Below are 17,000 nucleotides of genomic sequence, written 5' to 3'. Positions count from 1 at the left end.
CGGTCATGACGTTGTCGGCGGCGTTCCGATGGCTGCGAAGCCGCTCTCGCCGGCTGGGGTGAGTCGGACGCTGCGGGGAACGGTCCCGCGGCTGATCCAGCCGAGTTCGAAGAGCCGGTTGGTGATGGCGGTGCCGAGTGGTCCGGCGAGGTGGTGGGCTTGTTCGGTCCAGTCGACGCAGTAGCGCAGGGACCGTTCTTGGCTGAGCACGCCGGCCGGGAGGCCCCATCGGCTCAGTGCTGTCGCACCGCGACTGGTGAGCCGGTATCGGGTGCTTTTGCCGGGGGCCGAGAGTCGATCGCCGGCGATCGTGGGGTCGTGGCGCGCATCGCCGCCGGTGATCCAGTCGGCGTGGAGCAGCTGGCGGAAGAGGCGGACGCCGAGTTGTCCTGCGAGGTGGCGGTAGCAGGTGCGTGCGTTGCGGAGGGCTGCCGCCTTGGTGTGTTCGCGTAGCGAGGTGATCGGGGTCCGGGGCGCGAGCCGTGCGAGGGCTTCGAGAACGCCTTCGACCTCGGTGCCGGCCAGGCGGTAGTACCGGTGTCGTCCCTGCTGCTCGACGGTGACGAGTTGGTGTTCGAGCAGGATCGCCAGGTGGTTGCTGATCGTGGACGCGGCCACCCCGGCTTCCTCGGCCAGCCGCCCGGCGGGTAGGGCTCGGCCGTCGGCCAGCGCCATGAGCACCCGTGCGCGCCTGGCGTCGGCGAACGCACTGGCCAGGTGGGCGATATCGGGGTCGCCTGCCTCCGCTCGAGGGTCGTTGCCCATGTCCCGATGGTAGGCGCGATTCGTTTCGACGCTGGCTGAAGCTTTTCGGCGCGAGGATCAACGCATGCGGCACAACGGCGACGAGGTGACCACCCAGCGAAGTGACAGCACCAGAACGACTTGGCTGCTGCCCCTCGGACTGTGCGCGGGCTACTTCCTGGTGCTGTTGGACGTGACCGTGGTCAACGTGGCGCTCCCGCGACTCGACACGGACCTGCACGCCGGTGCCGGGCTGGCGTGGGTGGTCGACGCCTACACAGTGCCGCTGGCCGCGTTGCTTCTTGCCGCTGGCGCGGTGGGCGACCGGATCGGCCACCGCCGCATGGTCCTGACCGGATTCGCCGGGTTCGGGGTCGCCTCGATCGTGTGCGCGCTCTCCCCCACCAGCGGTGTCCTCATCGCCGGTAGGGCGCTGCAGGGCACCGCGGCAGCATTGATGCTGCCCGGCACGCTGGCGATGCTGTCGCAGGCAGCACCCAGTGAGAAAGCCCGCGCCAGCGCAATCGGCCGGTGGGCCGCGGTGGGCGGTGCGGCGCTGCCGGCGGGTCCGGTGTTCGGTGGACTGCTGGTGCAGGCCGCAGGCTGGCGCGCGGTGTTCTGGCTCGGCGTCCCGGTCATCATCGCGGTCCTGGCTGCCGTGCTCACCTCGACAACCGGATCACCCCGGCCGGCGCGGCACCCGTCCGAGCGATCGTCCTCGCCACCCAACCGCATTCTCGGGAGAACTGTCGACTGGCCCGGCGCGATCCTTCTCACCGTCTTATTGGGGTGCGCGGTCACCGCGATCATCCAGGGGCCCAGCAACACCGCGCTGGGCGGTGCCATGGTTGCCACCGCGGCCTGTGCCGGGTCCGCGCTGTGGCTCGTCGAGCGACGCGCCCCGCAACCGCTGCTGCGGGTTCCTACGGTGGCCCGTCAACCGCTGGTGCGTGCGTGTGGGGTCGCTGCGGTGATGAACCTGTGCGCTCAGGGTGCGCTGTTCGTGCTCACGCAGGTCTTCCAGGCCGTGCACGGGCTCAGCCCCCTCGTGGCGGGCATGGTGATGCTGCCTGCGATGGTCCCGCTACCTCTGCTCGGTACGACCTCCGGCAGGCGCACGAACAAGGTCGGTCCCTGGCGAACCAGCGCGCTCGGGCTCCTGATCGCCGTTGTCGGATTCGGCGGCTTGGCACTCAGCCTCCGCGCCGGGAACGGCCCCGTGGACTACCCGATACTGCTGTGCTCTCTTGCGGTGTGGGGCTGCGGAATCGGTGTCCTGACACCGGGGATCGTCACGGCCGCGATGCGCGCCGTTCCGGACTCGCCGGGGACCGCGTCCGGTGCCAGCAACACCTCCCGCCAAGCAGGCGGAGCGATCGGGGTGGCGCTCTTCGGTGCCATCGCAGGAACACCGACAGGGGCCGGGTTCGCCGACCATGTCTCAGCCCTCATGTGGGGAGGCGCAGCCGCGTTCCTCCTCGCCGCTGTGCCGTGCGTTCTCCCGATCCGCTCGCCGGGGCACGACCAGGGATGACGGCCGAGGGATCTGGCCGATGATGACGTCCTGCGCGCTGGGCAGCTGCTGCATGACCCCGACGACGACCCGCTGTTTACGCATGTGAACCGCCCTTCGCCGGTCTAGGGGATGGGACGAGGCCGGGGCGTAACCGGTTCAGGAGGCCCGTTGCGAACGGCCTATTGAAACAGGCTGTAAACGTTTGTAGCCTCCGAGCCATGGACCGGGTGAGTCGACGTCGCATCGTCACGCTGGGGGCCGCGGGCGCGGCCGCTATGGCACTGCCGCTGGCCGGCACCGCCGCCGCAGAGCCGGCCGCACCGACCGGTCCGGCCGGGAAACTGTTCGACGTCACGGAGTTCGGCGCCCGTGGCGACGGCGTCACGATCGACACCGCGGCGATCAACCGCGCCATCGACGCGGCGTCCAGGCACGGTGGCACCGTGTTCTTCCCGGCCGGCACCTACGCCAGCTACTCCGTGCACCTCAAGAGCAACGTCGCCCTGTACCTGGGCCACAACGCGACCCTGCTGGCGGCCGCGCCGGCCAACGGCAAGGGCTACGACCCGGCCGAGCAGCCCGGCGCCGGCAACAGCTACCAGGACTTCGGCCACAGCCACTGGCACAACAGCCTGATCTGGGGCGAGAACCTGGTCAACGTGACCATCGGCGGCCCGGGCACGATCGACGGCAAGGGCCTGGTCAGCGGGGGCAGCCAGGAGTCCCAGCCGCTGCAGGGCAACAAGGCGATCGCGCTCAAGCTGTGCCGCAACGTGGTGATCAGGGACGTCACCATGGTCAACGGCGGGCACTTCTGCATCCTGCCCACCGGCGTGGACAACTTCCGCATCGACAACGTCGTCATGGACACCAACCGCGACGGCATCGACATCGACTGCTGCAAGAACGTCCGCATCTCCAACACCACCGTCAACTCCCCCAACGACGACGCGATCGTGCTCAAGGCCTCCTACGCCCTGGGCTACGCGCGCGACACCGAGAACGTCACCATCGACAACTGCTTCGTCAGCGGCTACGACCTGGGCACGCTGGTCGACGGCACGTACAAGACGGCGGCGTTCGGCCGCACCGGCCGGGTCAAGTGCGGCACCGAGTCCAACGGCGGCTTCAAGAACATCGCCATCTCCAACGTCGTCTTCGAGCACTGTCGGGGCCTGGCCTTCGAGACGGTGGACGGCGGCGGCCTGGAGGACATCACGGTCAGCAACATCACCATGCGCGACGTGCAGATGCCGATCTTCTTCCGGCTCGGCTCGCGGATGCGCGGACCGGCCGGCGTCCCGGTCGGCACGCTGCGCCGGGTCAGCATCGCCAACCTGATCGCGCACAACGCCGACCCGCGCTACCCGTCGGCGATCGCCGGCATCCCGGGCCACCGCATCGAGGACGTGCGGATCAGCAACGTGCGCCACCACATGGTCGGCGGGCTGTCCATGAACGGCGTGCCGGAGAACCCGCCCGAGGTGGAGAACGCTTACCCGGAGCCGACCATGTTCGGCACACTGCCGGCCTACGGCTTCTTCATCCGGCACGTCCAGGGCGTCACGCTGGACAACGTCGAGGTGCGCTACGAGCAGCAGGACACCCGGCCCGCGTTCGCGCTGCGGGACGTGGTCGACGCCGACTTCCACCACGTCAAGGCGGACAAGGCGCCGACCGCGCCGACCTTCGTGCTGGACGACGTGTCCGACTTCCGGGTGACCACCAGCCGCCCGGTGGCCGACACGCAGGTGGACCAGACCGGTCACACAGAGCTCTGACAGGGCGAAACGACCGGTCACGGCCTATCGTGACCGGTCGTGGACCTTCCAGTGATGCCACCGGTGCGGCCGATGCTCGCCAAGGCCGTGCACGAGGTGCCGACGGCGGACGGGCTGCTGTACGAGCCCAAGTGGGACGGCTTCCGCTGCATCGTGTTCCGTGACGGGGACGAGATCGAGCTCGGCTCCCGCAACGACCGGCCGCTGACCCGGTACTTCCCGGAGCTGGCCGAGCTGCTGCTCGAGGTGCTGCCGCCGCGGTGCGTGGTGGACGGCGAGATCGTCGTGGTCACCGGCGACGGCCTGGACTTCGACACGCTGCAGAACCGGCTGCACCCGGCCGCGTCGCGGGTGCGGAAGCTGGCGGTGGAGACCCCGGCCAGCTTCGTCGCCTTCGATCTGCTGGCCCTCGGCGACGACAGCCTGATGGACGAGCCGTTCACCCGGCGGCGTGAACTGCTGGAGGGCGTGCTCGGCGGGGATCTGGCGCGGATCCACATCACGCCGCTGACCCGGGACCCGGCGGTCGCCGCCGACTGGTTCACCCGGTTCGAGGGGGCCGGTTTCGACGGCGTCATGGCCAAGCCCGGCGACCTACCGTACGAGCAGGACAAGCGGGTGATGTGGAAGGTCAAGCACGAGCGGACCGCGGACTGTGTGGTCGCCGGTTTCCGCTGGCACAAGGACGGCAACGGGGTCGGGTCGCTGCTGCTCGGCCTGTACGACGACGACGGCACCCTGCACCACGTCGGCGTGGCCAGCAGCATGACCGCGGCCCGGCGCAAGGAACTCGTCGACGAACTGGCGCCGTGGCGCGAGAACGCCCTGGCCACGCATCCGTGGCGGCAGTGGGCCGAGGCGCAGTCCGAGGCCGGCGGTCGGATGCCCGGCGGACAGAGCCGGTGGAGCGCCGGCAAGGATCTCAGCTGGGAGCCGCTGCGGCCGGAGCTGGTGGCCGAGGTGCGGTACGAGCACGTGATGGCCGGGCGGCTCCGGCACGGCGGGCGGCTGGTGCGGTTCCGGCCCGACCGGACTCCCGAGTCGTGCACCTACGGCCAGCTCGACCAGATCGCGCCGGCCGAGTTGAAGGCGATCTTCCGGACATGAGCTCGGTCGAGGTCGAGGGCGTCACCATCACGCACCCGGAGAAGGTGTTCTTCGGCAGGATCGGGGCCACCAAACTGGACCTGGTGCGGTACTACCAGGCCGTCGCCGAGCCGTTCCTGGCCACCGTGCGCGGCCGGCCGCTGCTGATGGAGCGCTATCCCGAAGGCGCGGGCGGCAAGTCCTTCTTCCAGAAGCGGGTCCCCAAGTCCGCGCCGGACTGGCTGCAGACCACGGTGGTGTCCACGCCGAACGGCACCACCAGCGACGCCCTCGTCGCCGCCGACCTGGCCCATGTGCTGTGGGCCGTGAACATGGGCTGTCTCGGTTTTCACGTGTGGCCCGTCCATGCCGCCAACCCCGAGGTCACCGACGAGCTGCGGATCGATCTCGACCCGTCGCCCGGCATCGGCTTCCCCCAGATCCAGGAGGCCGCGCTGCTGGTGCGGGACTTCCTGGCCGAGGACGGCATCAAGGCGTACCTGAAGACCACCGGCTCCCGGGGCCTGCACATCTACGTGCGCCTTGCGGAACGCTGGGACGGCTACCAGGTCCGGGCCGCTGCGGTAGCTCTGGCCCGGGAGTTGGAGCGCCGGCATCCTGCTCTGATCACCGCCCAGTGGTGGAAGGAGGAGCGCGGCACTCGGGTGTTCGTCGACTTCAACCAGAACGCCCCGCACAAGACCGTGTTCGGGGCTTGGTGCGCACGGCCCCGGGTCGGCGGGCAGGTGTCCACGCCGATCTCCTGGGACCAGCTTTCGGCCGTGGATCCCGATTCCCTCACCATCCGGACCATTCCGTCCTTTGTGGACGAACACGGGGACGCCTGGGCGGGCATGAACGCGGAGCCGCAGTCGCTGGAGCCGTTGTTGGCACGGTCGGAACGGGACATGGCCGCCGGAATGATGGACGCGCCCTGGCCGCCGGTGTATCCGAAGATGCCGAACGAGCCGCCACGGGTCGCCCCCAGCCGCGCCCGCGCCGCCGACACCTGAGCCACCCCGCAGCTCCCCCGGGATTTGCCACATGCGCTTCCCACTTGGCATCTGAACGCAAATGGGAAGCGCATGTGGCACAAGGTCGGGTGCCTCAGCGGCGGCCGGCGAGCGAGTTGCGACCCGCGTACTCGGCCTGCGAGCCCAGTTCCTGTTCGATGCGGATGAGCTGGTTGTACTTGGCGGTCCGGTCGGACCGGGACAGCGAGCCGGTCTTGATCTGGCCGCAGTTCACCGCCACCGCGAGGTCGGCGATGGTGGCGTCCTCGGTCTCCCCGGAGCGGTGCGACATGACCACCGAGTAGCCGGCCTTGAAGGCGGTGTTCACGGTCAGCAGCGTCTCGGTGAGCGTGCCGATCTGGTTGACCTTGACCAGGATCGAGTTGGTGATGCCCAGATCGATGCCCTTGCGCAGCAGCTCGACGTTGGTGCAGTACAGGTCGTCGCCGACCAGCTGGCAGCGGTCGCCGATGGCGTCGGTGATCTGCTTCCAGCCGTCGAAGTCGTCCTGGGCCATCGCGTCCTCGATGGACACGATGGGGAACTTGTTGACCAGATCGGTCAGGTAGGCGACATGTTCCTCGATGGAGCGCTTGCGGCCCTCGCCCTTGTAGTCGTACACGCCGTCGGCGTAGAACTCCGACGCGGCCGGGTCCAGCAGCAGCGCGACGTCCTCGCCCGGGGTGTAGCCGGACTTCTCGATCGCGCCGACGACGAACTCCAGCGCCTCGTCCGCGGAGTTCAGGTTCGGCGCGAAGCCGCCCTCGTCACCGACGTTGGTGTTGTGGCCGGCGTCGTGCAGGGTCTTGCGCAGGGTGTGGAACACCTCCGAGCCGATCCGCACGGCCTCCTCGACGTTCTCCGCGCCGACCGGTGCGATCATGAACTCCTGGAAGTCGATGGCGTTGTCGGCGTGGGCGCCGCCGTTGATGATGTTCATCATCGGCATCGGCAGCACGTGCGCGAACACGCCGCCGACGTAGCGGTACAGCGGCTGGCGGTGCGCGGCGGCGGCCGCCTTGGCCACCGCCAGCGAGACGCCGAGGGTGGCGTTGGCCCCGAGGCGGCCCTTGTTGGGCGTGCCGTCCAGCTCGATCATGGTCCGGTCGACCACGGCCTGGTCCTCGGCGTCGAGGCCGCGCACGGCGTCGGCGATCTCGCCGTTGACCGCGTCGACCGCCTTGCGCACGCCCTTGCCGTGGTACCTGGCCTTGTCGCCGTCACGCAGCTCGACGGCCTCGTTGACGCCGGTCGACGCGCCAGAGGGCACCGCGGCGCGGCCGAACGAGCCGTCCTGGAGCTGGACATCGACTTCGACAGTCGGGTTGCCGCGGCTGTCCAGGACCTGCCGTCCCACAACGCGCTCGATCGCGGTCATCTCACTCCTCGGGTGGGGTGTATCGGTCAAGAACCATGGTGGCACCTGCCCGGCGCAACAAGCCAGCACCGTCTCCACACTCGCCCGCTTCAGCGATCGAGGGCGGGTCCGCCTACCGTGAGAACGGACAACAAGCGGCGGGCGTTCGCCACATGCGCTTCCTAGGCGGCGGACCGTTTGGTGGCACACATTCGGCGCTATGGGCGCGGAACTGCGTGACGAGTTTCGTGACATCGCGGGCACGCCCGATCATCTGCTCTGCTGCCCAGGAGTGCCGGCCTGGCCGCGATGGGTAGAGTGCCGCTAATCAGCAGGGGTGACGAGGATATGGACGAGCAGCAGCCCAACCCAGCCACTGACGGCGGTCCGCGTAGGCGTTCGGCACGGCTGCTACCAGTCGTAGTTGCTCTGGTTTGCGCCGGCTGCGTGTTGGTCGCGCTCGCGCCGACCACGACCACCAAGACGACCACAGCGACGACGACGCAGCGCCCCGAGGGGCCGGTCAAGCTCGACCTGTTCATGCAGATGCTGAACGCGTCCAGTTCCGCCACCTTGCGCGGACTCGGCCCCGACAACGCGGTCATGTTCGCCGGCATGGTCTGCGGTGCCGAGACACCAACACGCGACGGCCGGGCCGCGCTGCTGATGGGCAGCAGCTCGCTGGACCCGACCGACGCATACGCTTTCGTGGACGCCGCCGTCGGGGCCTACTGCTAACGGGGCTGACGTGCGGCCCCTGGCACCCCTTCCCTCTGGTGCCAGGGGCCGCCTCATCCGCGAAAGTCAGGACCCCACAGAAACGAACGCGCTGCGCTCACAGGTGGGTGGGCCCCTGGGCTACTGCACCGCGCCGGCAGTGGTGACCATGGTCTGGTACCAGGCGGCCCAGGGGGTGTTGGAGGCCGGGTAGTTGGCCAGGGGTGTGGTGGCCAGGTTGGCGGAGTCGAAGTCCCAGCCGCGGACGATGTGGCCCGACTGCCGGGCGGAGACGATGAACGACGAGTCGGTGGCGGGGGCGGCGTAGAACAGGGCGCCTTGCTGGAGCTGGGCGCTGTCGCCGTTCTGGTACTCGTCGAAGGCGGTCTGCTGGTAGCGGATGCGGCCGCCGCTGACGGTGGAAGTGTTGTAGCGCAGGGTCTGCGCCTCGGTGGGACCGTCGGAGGCGTTGTAGACGGTGACGCTCCGGCCGGCGGACGAAGCCGACGACTTGTTCAGCAGAGCGTTGCTGGTCTTGGCGTTGCCGGTCCACGAGACGGTGGCCCCGGACAGGGTGCCGTTCCAGGTCCAGTTCTGGCTGTTGCTCTGGCTCTTGTGGATCTCGACCAGGGTGTTGGCGCCGGTGAAGGCGACGGTGGGGGTGACGCCGGAGTCGTACTGGTGGCTGTCCTGCCAGGTGATCTCGCCGTCCGACCCGAGCTGCCCGACGTGGTACCAGAGCGTGGTGGCGACCGGCGCCTGGTGCACCTCGACGACCTGCCCGGCGTCGTTCAACGCCACGGCCGGAGTGGTGCCGGTGTCGAACTTGCCGTGACGAAGCCAGGTCACGGTGCCGTCCGAAGCGACGACACCGGTCCAGTACCACAGGGCGCCGGCGCCGGAGTCGTGCACTTCGACGATCTGGCCCCGGCTGTTGATGGCGACGGCCGGGTGGTAGCCGACGTCCCGCTTGTACTCGGTGCGAGTGCCGGCGTCGCCGGACAGCAGGGGCAGCACCCGGCCCCGCAGCGAATCGACCGACGGCGAGCCGACGTAGTCGGCGGGGTGCAGCAGGCTGGCCCCGAACGCGGTCTGGAGCTCCTGGTTCAGGGCGGTCAGGTTGCCGGCGGCGAAGTTGGGGTTGTCGGTGAGGTCGTCCTTGAGGTCGAGCATGACGACCAGCGGCGCGTGCGTGGGATGCGCGTCGGACCAGCCGGCGATCATGGCCAGCCAGTCGTGCAGCAGGTTGGACGCTGGGTTGCCGGCGTGGTCGACCAGGTCGCCGGGGCTGCTGTGGCCGATGGAGTAGTCGTGGTTGGCGGCGTAGTCGTTGTCGTGCACGTCCAGTTCGACGAACCGGACGCCGTGGTCGAGCTGGTACGGGATGGAGTTCTTGGCCCCGTCGACGTTGCCGGAGTAGCTGTTGTGGGTGGCCAGGAACACGGAGTTCACGAACGGTTGGCTTGCCTGTGGGCTGGCGGTCAACGCGGCGGCTGCGGTCAGTGCGGTCAGGTACGCGCCGAGGCGGTTCATCCTGCGTCCTCGCTGGTCCGAATGGTCATGGCGAGGCCAATCCTGGGGCGTGACCGGCGGCGGCAGCCAGGGGCCTGCCTGAAGAGGCGGCCCCCCGCTGCCGTCGTGAGCGGACCTCAGGAGAGGAACTTCAGCACCTCCGGGTAGAACACCTCGGGTCGCTCGACGTGGGCCAGGTGGCCGCAGTTCTCGATCACCCGCAGCCGCGAGGTCGGCATCGCCTGGTGTAGCTGCCGGGCCCACTTGGGTCCGCAGATGAAGTCCTGCTCCCCCACGATGATCAGCGCCGGGTCGGTGAGCCGGGGCAGTTCGGCCCGCACGTCGAACGGGGCGTCCTGGCCGCGGGAGGGGGCGCTCCAGATGCGCAGGGCCGCCCGGAGCGGCTCGAACTCCACCCGCCAGTCGGCGAAGTAGGCCGGCATGATGGTGCGCAGCACGGCGGTCAGCTCGTCGTCGGTCATCGACGGGTGCTGCGCGGTGAAGGCGGCCAGGATCTCCGGGCCGGCCTGCTGGATGTTGGCCACGGCCTCGCCGAAGAACTCGGCGCCGGTGACGGGCGAGGTGTCGTACAGCACGAGCGCGTCGACCGGGTGGGCCAGCGCGTACTTCTGCGCGGCGAAGCCGCCGTGCGAGTGGCCGAGCAGGGCGATCGGGCCGGCGCCCAGGTCCTCGACGACGGCGTGCAGGTAGCGGACGTAGGTGTCCAGGGTGTAGTCGGCGTCGTCGGCCAGCCGCCCGGACTCGCCGGTGCCGACCGGCTCGACGTACACCATGGTCAGGTGCTCCTCGAGCGGCCGCATCCGCAGGTACTCCCAGCCGATGCCGGGCCCGCCGGAGTGGGCGACGCAGATCGGGCCGTTGCCGGCGACGTGGTAGCGCTGCTGGACGCCGTCCAGCTCAACGGTGTGCGTGTTCATGCCGGCAAGATGCGGTCCCGGCCGGAAAGTTCGATCCGACGGAAGTGACCGTGGTCACGCCGGATGGAACAGTCGGAGCTTGGCCACCCGGCCCTGCCGACGGGTCATCACCCACACCACGCCCGGCGGGCAGTGCTCGGGGTCGTCCGGCGGGTTGACCAGGTCCATGGTCCAGATCGTCACGTCCCGGCTCGCCACCGCCTGCACCAGGCGCTGCCGCACGCCGGCGGTCAGGTCGCTGTCCATGCCGTACAGGGCGAGGTCCCGGCCGCCGCGGATCACGCCGTTGCCGGCGACGAACTCGAACTCCGGCAGCCAGCGATCGGCGACCAGGGCCGGGAACTCGCCGCGCTCGGCGACGGCCAGCGTCTCGACGGCCTCACGCGCGCTGGCGGCGTTGACCGCGCCGGCGTCGGCATGCGCTTGGTCGGCGGTGGCCCGCAACGCCTCGGCCAGCTTGCCGCGAGCCTGGCTGAGCCGGCTGCGCACGGTGCCGACCGGCACCTCCAGCACTTCGGCGATCTGCTCGTACGAGTTGACGTCGGTGAAGTAGCGCAGCAGCACGGTTTGGCGCAGCGTCGGCGACAGCTCGTCGATGGAGTGCCAGATCCAGTCACGGGAGGCGTGCGAGTCGAGGACGCGATCCGGCGACAGCAGATCGGCCGGCGTGGCCGGCTCGGCCACCGGCACCACACCCTGGGCCGCGCGCAGCCGCTGCCGGCAGGCGTTGCGCACGATCATCCGTAGCCACGGCCCGACCGACTCGGGGTCCCGCAAGTCGCCGATCCGCCGCAGGGCCGCCAGCGAGGCGTCCTGCACGGCGTCCTCGGCGTCGGGGCCGTAGCCGAGCAGACTCAGCGCGACCGCCCGCATGCCGGCCTCGTGCCGCGCCAGCACCAGCCCGAGGGCGCCGACGTCGCCGCCACGCGCCGCCCGAACCAGTTCCACGTCAGAGAGCACTCGCCATCCTGTCCACCGCCAACTCCAACACCTCGGTGCTGGTGCCGAAGTTCAACCGCACGTAGCCACTGGTCTCACCGAACCTCGTTCCGCCCTCCAACGCCACCCCGGTGGCCAGGAACCGGTCGCGCGGCTCGTTTCCGCTGCCCAAGCTGCGGCAGTCCAGCCAGGCCAGGTACGTCGCCTCCGGCGGCCGCCAGCTCAGCGCGGGCAGCCGGTCGCGGATCAGCTTGCCCAGCAGGGTGCGGCGGTCGTCGAGGGTGACCAGCAAGCGGTCCAGCCACTCGTCGCCCTCGTTGTAGGCGGCGATCGAGGCGATGACGCCGAAGTGGCCGCTGCGCCAGCGGATGTCGTGCGGCAGCCTCGACACCACGTCCTGCATGCGCGGCGACGCCGTGACGACGGTGGCGCACTTGAGGCCGGCGAGGTTGAAGGCCTTGCTGGTGGACACCACCGAGACGCCGACCTCGCCGGCGCCGGGCACCGTCAGGAACGGCGTGTAGGTCGCCCCGGGCAGCACCAACGCGGCGTGGATCTCGTCGCTGACCACCGGGACCCCGTGCCGGGCGGCCAGCTCGACGACCGCGGCCAGTTCCTCGGGCGTGTGCACCCGGCCGACCGGGTTGTGCGGGTTGCAGAGCACGTAGGCCGCCGGCTTGGTGGCGAACGCCCGGTCCAGCGCCGGCAGGTCGAGCCGCCCCTCCCGCAGCGGCACGGCCTGCAGTTCGGTGCGGGCCTCCTGGAGCCAGTCGAAGAACGGCGCGTACACCGGCGGGTTGATCACGACCCGGTCCCCGGGGTTGGTGAACAGCCGCAGCATCTCGACCACGCCGGCACTGACGTCGGTGGCGGCGGTGACCGCGGCCGGGTCGATCCGCCAGCCCCAGCGCCGCTCCGCGAACCCGGCCAACGCCTCGCCCAGGCCCTCGGTGGGCATCGCATAGCCGGTGTCGGAGCGCTCGACCGCGTCGGCCAGGGCGTCTTTCACGGTGTCGGGCAGGGCGAAGTCCATCTCGGCGATGGTCAGGGGCAGCACCTCGGGGCCGAAGGCCCGCCACTTGGTGCTGCGGCGGGCCCGCAGTCGGTGCAGCGGCTCATCGGGCAGCAGGTCGGTCATGGCCTCATTCTCACGGGCCGTTTGACAGCCATAAGACGACTAGTCATATTGATGACATGCCACGTCACAGCGTCCGCGACGTCATCGTCGAGACCGCGCTCGGCGAGTTCCACCGCACCGGCTACAGCGCCTGCTCGGTGGACACCATCACGCGGGCCGCGGGCGTGCCCAAGGGCTCGTTCTACAACCACTTCAAGAGCAAGGAAGAGCTGGCCGTCGAGGTCGTGGCCAAGTACACGGCCGAGGCCGAGTGGAGCAGTGTCACCGACCCGGCGCTGACGCCGCTGGCCAAGCTGCGGGCCCAGTTCCAGGTGATGGCCGACGTGTTCGCCGGCTACGGTCACAGCCGGGGCTGCATGATCGGCAACATGGCCGAGGAGCTGGCCGACCACAGCGAGCCGATGCGGGCCCAGGTGCGGGCCTGCCTGGGCGGCTGGAGCGAGGGCATCGGTGCGACGCTGCGGGCGGCCCGGGAGGCCGGCGAGCTGACCACCGACGCGGATCCGGACACGCTCGGCCGGTTCGTGCTCGACGCCTGGGAGGGCGCGCTGCTGCGGGCCAAGGCGCTCAAGAACGACGAGCCCGTCAAGGACTTCTTCACCATGGTGTTCGGGCACTTGTTGCACTGAGTTTTGTTCACCATCGCGTTGTCCACGTGGTGTCCCCGACACCGAACACCGGAGTTCGGCTAGAAATACCGGGTTCGCACCAATCCGTGGGGAGAGCAACGTGACCTTGTTCCGAGGACGGCGCGCGGCCGCGACCGCCCTGGCGGTGACCGCGGTGCTGTTCGGCGGCGTCGCCGCGCAGGCGGCGCCCGCCGGCGGCAGCCCGCTGGCCGACGCGCTGCGGCAGGCCGTGGACAACCAGAACTTCAAGGACGTCATCGACCTGACACCGCCCGAGCAGGGCCGGTCCATGCACGCGCCGGCGGTGGAGAAGTACGACCCGACCGACATGCCCAGGGCGCCACGGGTGTTCGGGCCGATGACGCCGGCGCCGATCCACCAGACGCCCAACATGGACGCCGCGGTGATCGAGCTGGACGGCTCCGGCCGGCCGACCTCGATGGCCGACGTGCTGCTCAGCCCCCAGTACCCGCACGGCGTCGTGGTGCCGGTGAACCAGAAGCAGCTGGGCACCGACCAGATCCGCTACCGCTGGTGGGACGACGACGAGTGGGACCGCAACGGCGGCCAGGGCACCCGGGACGTGCTGGCCGGGCGGGAGCAGGCCGCGCTGGACTTCAGCTCGCCCTATCCGGCCTCGGTGCTCAAGCTGATGGTCGGCTTCGGCCTCATGCGGCTGGCCGACCAGCACCGGATCAACCTGGACGCGACCTACGACTACCGGCCGGTGACGATCAACCCGACCTGCGGGGACGCCACCAGCAAGCCGATCCGGCAGTACTTCGACGAGATGATCACCGTGTCGAAGAACGAGTCGACCTGCGCGCTGATCAAGCTGCTGCACGACCAGAACTACATCGACACCCTCAACGCCACGTTCACCCAGCTGGGCATGCCGACGCTGATGATCACCGGCACCGACGCGGGCAACGGCGGGCACTGGATCGGCTCCAACATGAGCTCGATCGACACCGCCAAGCTGCTGCTGATCGTCAACGGCGGCCCCGGCACGCTGTGGACCAACCCCGACGGCTCGCGCGTCACCCGTGACGTGCTCAGCGCCTCGTCCCGGCAGCTGTTCCTCAAGACGCTGGGCGACCAGGGGCACAACGAGATGCTGTCCACCACCAACTGGTGCGGCCGCGCCTATCCCGCGCCGGGCATCCCGCAGGTGACGCCGCAGCGCTGGATCGACCCGAACGACGGCACCATGACCGTGGACGGGCTGTACTACGGCCAGGACGTGCGGCCGTGCAACGCCGCCGCCGAGGTCACCATGTCGCACAAGACCGGCTGGGTCGACACCACCGGCAGCGACGCGGCCATCGTGCATTCGCTGCCGGGCAAGAACAAGCGCAACTACATCGTCGTGGTGTTCTGCAACCTCGGCACCGACTACGTGGACGTCAACCGCCCCGCCGACCCGCCGGGCGTCTACCCGGTGCCGTACACCCAGAAGTACGGCCAGCTGGGCAAGGCGATCGACCAGATCGTGACGGGCCTGCAGCGCTGAGCCCGGGCGGCCCGGCCGAGCGTTATTCGCTTTGCCGGGCCGCATTTCCCCGATATTCTCGTCCGCCGCGAATTCGGACGAGGGGGAAGCTGTGACCGCCGAGCAGGAGCTGCAGTCCGAACGGGACTATCTGGACCACGCCCACGTCTGCCTGAAACAGAGCCGCGAACAACTTCGGGAACTGGCCGAGCGGGCCCGCAACCGGGCCGGCGACGAATTGATGGTCGAGTGGCTGGAATGGCGGGCCGACCAGCTGCGCGACGCCAACTCCTCGCCCCTGTTCTTCGGCCGGATCGACGGCCCGGAGCCGAAGCCCTGCTACATCGGCCGCCGCTACGTCAGCGACGAGCGGGACGAGCCGGTGGTCATCGACTGGCGCACCGACATGGCCTCCCGGTTCTACCGGGCCAGTCCGTCGAACCGGATGGAGGTGACGCTGCGGCGTCGCTTCGGCTTCGACGGCACGGTGCTGACCAGCTTCGACGACGAGCCGCTGACCGAGGACACCGTCGAGGCCGGGCTGAGCCGGCTGGTGATCGCCGAGATCGAGCGCAGCCACTACGGCCCGATGCGCGACATCGTGGCGACCATCCAGCCCGACCAGGACGAGATCGTCCGCACCGAGCTGGCCAGCACGCTGATCGTGCAGGGCGGCCCGGGCACCGGGAAGACGGCGGTCGGCCTGCACCGGGCCGCCTACCTGCTCTACGAACACAGCCGGCTGCGCCGCGAGGGCGTGCTGGTGGTCGGCCCGAACGACACCTTCGTCCGCTACATCTCCCGCGTGCTGCCGACCCTCGGTGAGAGCCACGTGGTGCACAGCTCGGTCGACGGCCTGGTGGCCGACGGCAAGAAGCCCGGCGCGGACGAGCCGGAAGTGGCGACGTTGAAGGGCGACGCGCGGATGGCCGAGGTGCTGCGCCGCGCGGTCTGGGGCGGGCTGGCGCTGCCGGCCGAGGACGTGGTGGTCCGCGAGACCAGCCCGTACGTGCGGATCCCGCCGTACGTGGTGGCCGAGCTGTGCGAGGACCTGGTGGCCCGGCAGGTGCCGCTGACCCGGGCCCGTGAGCACCTGACCGAGCGGGCCGTCAGCTATGTCCGGCGCAACCTGGAGGAACGCGGCCACGCCCTCACCGACGGCGAGGCGCGGCGGCTGATCCGGGCGAAGTCGTTGCGGGACTTGGTCAGTTCGGTGTGGCCGGTGGTCAAACCGGCCCAGGTGCTGTTCACGCTGCTGACCGACGCCGACGCCCTCAACCGGGCGGCCGACGGCGTGCTGACCGCCGAGGAACAGTCACTTCTGCTGTGGCCGACCATCCCGGCGTCGGCGGGCCGGGCCAGGTGGTCGCCGGCCGACCGGTTCCTGATCGACGAGATCACCGGCCTGATGACCCCGCCGGACCGCTACGGCCACGTGGTGATCGACGAGGCCCAGGACCTGTCGCCGATCCAGCTGCGGTCGATCATGCGCCGCTGTCTCGGCTCCGCGACCCTGTTGGGCGACATGGCCCAGCGCACCACGCCGTGGGCGGTCGGCAGCTGGGAGGCGGTGGCCGCGCACCTGGGGTCGACGACCGACCTGGTCCGGCTGACCACCAGCTTCCGGGTGCCGCGGGAGATCATCGCGGTGGCCAACGCCCTGCTGCCGTTCATCGCCGACGACCTGCCGCCGACCGTCTCCGGCCGGCATGTGCCCGGCGCTCTGGTCACGGTGGAGTGCGAGGACGTGCTGGCCGAACTGGTGTACGTGCTGCGGGCCGCCGAGCAGCTGCCCGACAGCGTCGGCGTCGTGCTCGACGACAGGCGTTTCACGGCCGTGCGCAAGCACTTGGCCAAGGCCGGCATCGACACCGGGCTGCCGCACGAGGACGATGCCGACCACAAGGTGTCCCTGGTGCCGGTGGGGCTGGCCAAGGGGCTCGAGTTCGACCACGTCGTCGTGCTGGAGCCGGCCGAGATCACCGCCATCGGCGAGGACGGCCTGCGCCTGCTCTACATCGCCCTGACCCGAGCCATCTCCCGCCTCACCGTCCTCCACGCCGACCCCCTCCCCACCCAGCTGAACCCCGGCGAGTCACGCTCTCCGGCACACCGAATGTCGGTTTGAGGCAGAAGCG

14 protein-coding genes are annotated in these 17,000 nt (G+C 69.9%); 8 read left to right on the top strand and 6 right to left on the bottom strand.

Annotation, left to right across the window (positions count from 1 at the left end):
- Positions 1 to 3: 3 nt before the first annotated feature.
- Positions 4 to 765: an ArsR/SmtB family transcription factor gene (locus JJ691_RS03665; RefSeq protein ID WP_211767384.1), complete on the bottom strand. Its 762-nt coding sequence runs from the start codon at positions 763 to 765 to the stop codon at positions 4 to 6.
- 64 nt (positions 766 to 829) lie between these two features.
- On the opposite strand from JJ691_RS03665, the gene JJ691_RS03660 reads away from it, so the two are divergent.
- The 4 genes from JJ691_RS03660 (at position 830) to ligD (ending at position 6,140) form a co-directional block, all read left to right on the top strand.
- A complete protein-coding gene (locus JJ691_RS03660) occupies positions 830 to 2,278 on the top strand; it encodes an MFS transporter (RefSeq protein WP_211767383.1) in 1,449 nt (482 codons plus the stop codon).
- A 200-nt stretch (positions 2,279 to 2,478) separates the two neighbouring features.
- Positions 2,479 to 4,041 (top strand): rhamnogalacturonidase, encoded by a 1,563-nt coding sequence (locus JJ691_RS03655; protein WP_211767382.1) that lies wholly within the window; start codon positions 2,479 to 2,481, stop codon positions 4,039 to 4,041.
- A 39-nt stretch (positions 4,042 to 4,080) separates the two neighbouring features.
- Positions 4,081 to 5,148 carry an ATP-dependent DNA ligase gene (locus tag JJ691_RS03650; protein WP_211767381.1) on the top strand — a complete coding sequence of 356 codons (1,068 nt, stop codon included), beginning with the start codon at positions 4,081 to 4,083 and terminating at the stop codon, positions 5,146 to 5,148.
- On the top strand, positions 5,145 to 6,140 hold the full coding sequence (gene ligD, locus JJ691_RS03645) for a non-homologous end-joining DNA ligase (protein WP_211767380.1): 996 nt from the start codon (positions 5,145 to 5,147) through the stop codon (positions 6,138 to 6,140). Before JJ691_RS03650 ends, ligD begins: the two co-directional genes overlap by 4 nt.
- 94 nt (positions 6,141 to 6,234) lie before the next feature.
- Here the strand turns inward: ligD and eno are convergent, their stop codons facing one another.
- Complete coding sequence (gene eno, locus JJ691_RS03640; RefSeq protein ID WP_211767379.1) at positions 6,235 to 7,518, bottom strand: phosphopyruvate hydratase; 1,284 nt, start codon at positions 7,516 to 7,518, stop codon at positions 6,235 to 6,237.
- Positions 7,519 to 7,944: 426 nt separating this feature from the next.
- On the opposite strand from eno, the gene JJ691_RS03635 reads away from it, so the two are divergent.
- A complete protein-coding gene (locus tag JJ691_RS03635) occupies positions 7,945 to 8,235 on the top strand; it encodes a DUF732 domain-containing protein (RefSeq protein ID WP_211767378.1) in 291 nt (96 codons plus the stop codon).
- 120 nt (positions 8,236 to 8,355) lie between these two features.
- On the opposite strand, the gene JJ691_RS03630 is transcribed toward JJ691_RS03635, so the two are convergent.
- From JJ691_RS03630 to JJ691_RS03615, 4 genes are all read right to left on the bottom strand, one after another.
- A complete protein-coding gene (locus JJ691_RS03630) occupies positions 8,356 to 9,747 on the bottom strand; it encodes a hypothetical protein (protein WP_211767377.1) in 1,392 nt (463 codons plus the stop codon).
- Between the two features lie 116 nt (positions 9,748 to 9,863).
- Positions 9,864 to 10,664, bottom strand: coding sequence for an alpha/beta fold hydrolase (locus JJ691_RS03625; protein WP_211767376.1), 801 nt, complete (start codon positions 10,662 to 10,664; stop codon positions 9,864 to 9,866).
- Positions 10,665 to 10,718: 54 nt separating this feature from the next.
- On the bottom strand, positions 10,719 to 11,624 hold the full coding sequence (locus JJ691_RS03620; RefSeq protein WP_211767375.1) for an RNA polymerase sigma factor: 906 nt from the start codon (positions 11,622 to 11,624) through the stop codon (positions 10,719 to 10,721).
- Positions 11,614 to 12,741: a MalY/PatB family protein gene (locus JJ691_RS03615; RefSeq protein WP_211767374.1), complete on the bottom strand. Its 1,128-nt coding sequence runs from the start codon at positions 12,739 to 12,741 to the stop codon at positions 11,614 to 11,616. Before JJ691_RS03615 ends, JJ691_RS03620 begins: the two co-directional genes overlap by 11 nt.
- A gap of 56 nt (positions 12,742 to 12,797) precedes the next feature.
- On the opposite strand from JJ691_RS03615, the gene JJ691_RS03610 reads away from it, so the two are divergent.
- The 3 genes from JJ691_RS03610 (at position 12,798) to JJ691_RS03600 (ending at position 16,990) form a co-directional block, all read left to right on the top strand.
- Positions 12,798 to 13,370, top strand: a complete 573-nt coding sequence (locus JJ691_RS03610) for a TetR/AcrR family transcriptional regulator (protein WP_211767373.1) — start codon at positions 12,798 to 12,800, stop codon at positions 13,368 to 13,370.
- A 100-nt stretch (positions 13,371 to 13,470) separates the two neighbouring features.
- The gene (locus JJ691_RS03605; RefSeq protein WP_249227658.1) at positions 13,471 to 14,883 is read left to right on the top strand and encodes a serine hydrolase; all 1,413 of its coding nucleotides are present in this window, start codon (positions 13,471 to 13,473) and stop codon (positions 14,881 to 14,883) included.
- Between the two features lie 91 nt (positions 14,884 to 14,974).
- On the top strand, positions 14,975 to 16,990 hold the full coding sequence (locus tag JJ691_RS03600) for a HelD family protein (protein WP_211767372.1): 2,016 nt from the start codon (positions 14,975 to 14,977) through the stop codon (positions 16,988 to 16,990).
- The last annotated feature ends 10 nt before the right edge of the window (positions 16,991 to 17,000 follow it).

Source organism: Kutzneria sp. CA-103260, from assembly GCF_018263855.1.
Lineage (GTDB): Bacteria > Actinomycetota > Actinomycetes > Mycobacteriales > Pseudonocardiaceae > Kutzneria.
The sequence above is the reverse complement of the archived record's forward strand: the minus strand, read 5'-3'. Positions and strand labels throughout refer to the sequence as shown.

Bases quoted from the DNA above. Each gene is read 5' to 3' on its own strand.
- JJ691_RS03665 (WP_211767384.1), bottom strand. From the start codon at position 765: ATGGGCAACGACCCTCGAGCGGAGGCAGGCGACCCCGATATCGCCCAC.
- JJ691_RS03660 (WP_211767383.1), top strand. From the start codon at position 830: ATGCGGCACAACGGCGACGAGGTGACCACCCAGCGAAGTGACAGCACC.
- JJ691_RS03655 (WP_211767382.1), top strand. From the start codon at position 2,479: ATGGACCGGGTGAGTCGACGTCGCATCGTCACGCTGGGGGCCGCGGGC.
- ligD (WP_211767380.1), top strand. From the start codon at position 5,145: ATGAGCTCGGTCGAGGTCGAGGGCGTCACCATCACGCACCCGGAGAAG.
- eno (WP_211767379.1), bottom strand. From the start codon at position 7,518: ATGACCGCGATCGAGCGCGTTGTGGGACGGCAGGTCCTGGACAGCCGC.
- JJ691_RS03630 (WP_211767377.1), bottom strand. From the start codon at position 9,747: ATGAACCGCCTCGGCGCGTACCTGACCGCACTGACCGCAGCCGCCGCG.
- JJ691_RS03625 (WP_211767376.1), bottom strand. From the start codon at position 10,664: ATGAACACGCACACCGTTGAGCTGGACGGCGTCCAGCAGCGCTACCAC.
- JJ691_RS03615 (WP_211767374.1), bottom strand. From the start codon at position 12,741: ATGACCGACCTGCTGCCCGATGAGCCGCTGCACCGACTGCGGGCCCGC.
- JJ691_RS03610 (WP_211767373.1), top strand. From the start codon at position 12,798: ATGCCACGTCACAGCGTCCGCGACGTCATCGTCGAGACCGCGCTCGGC.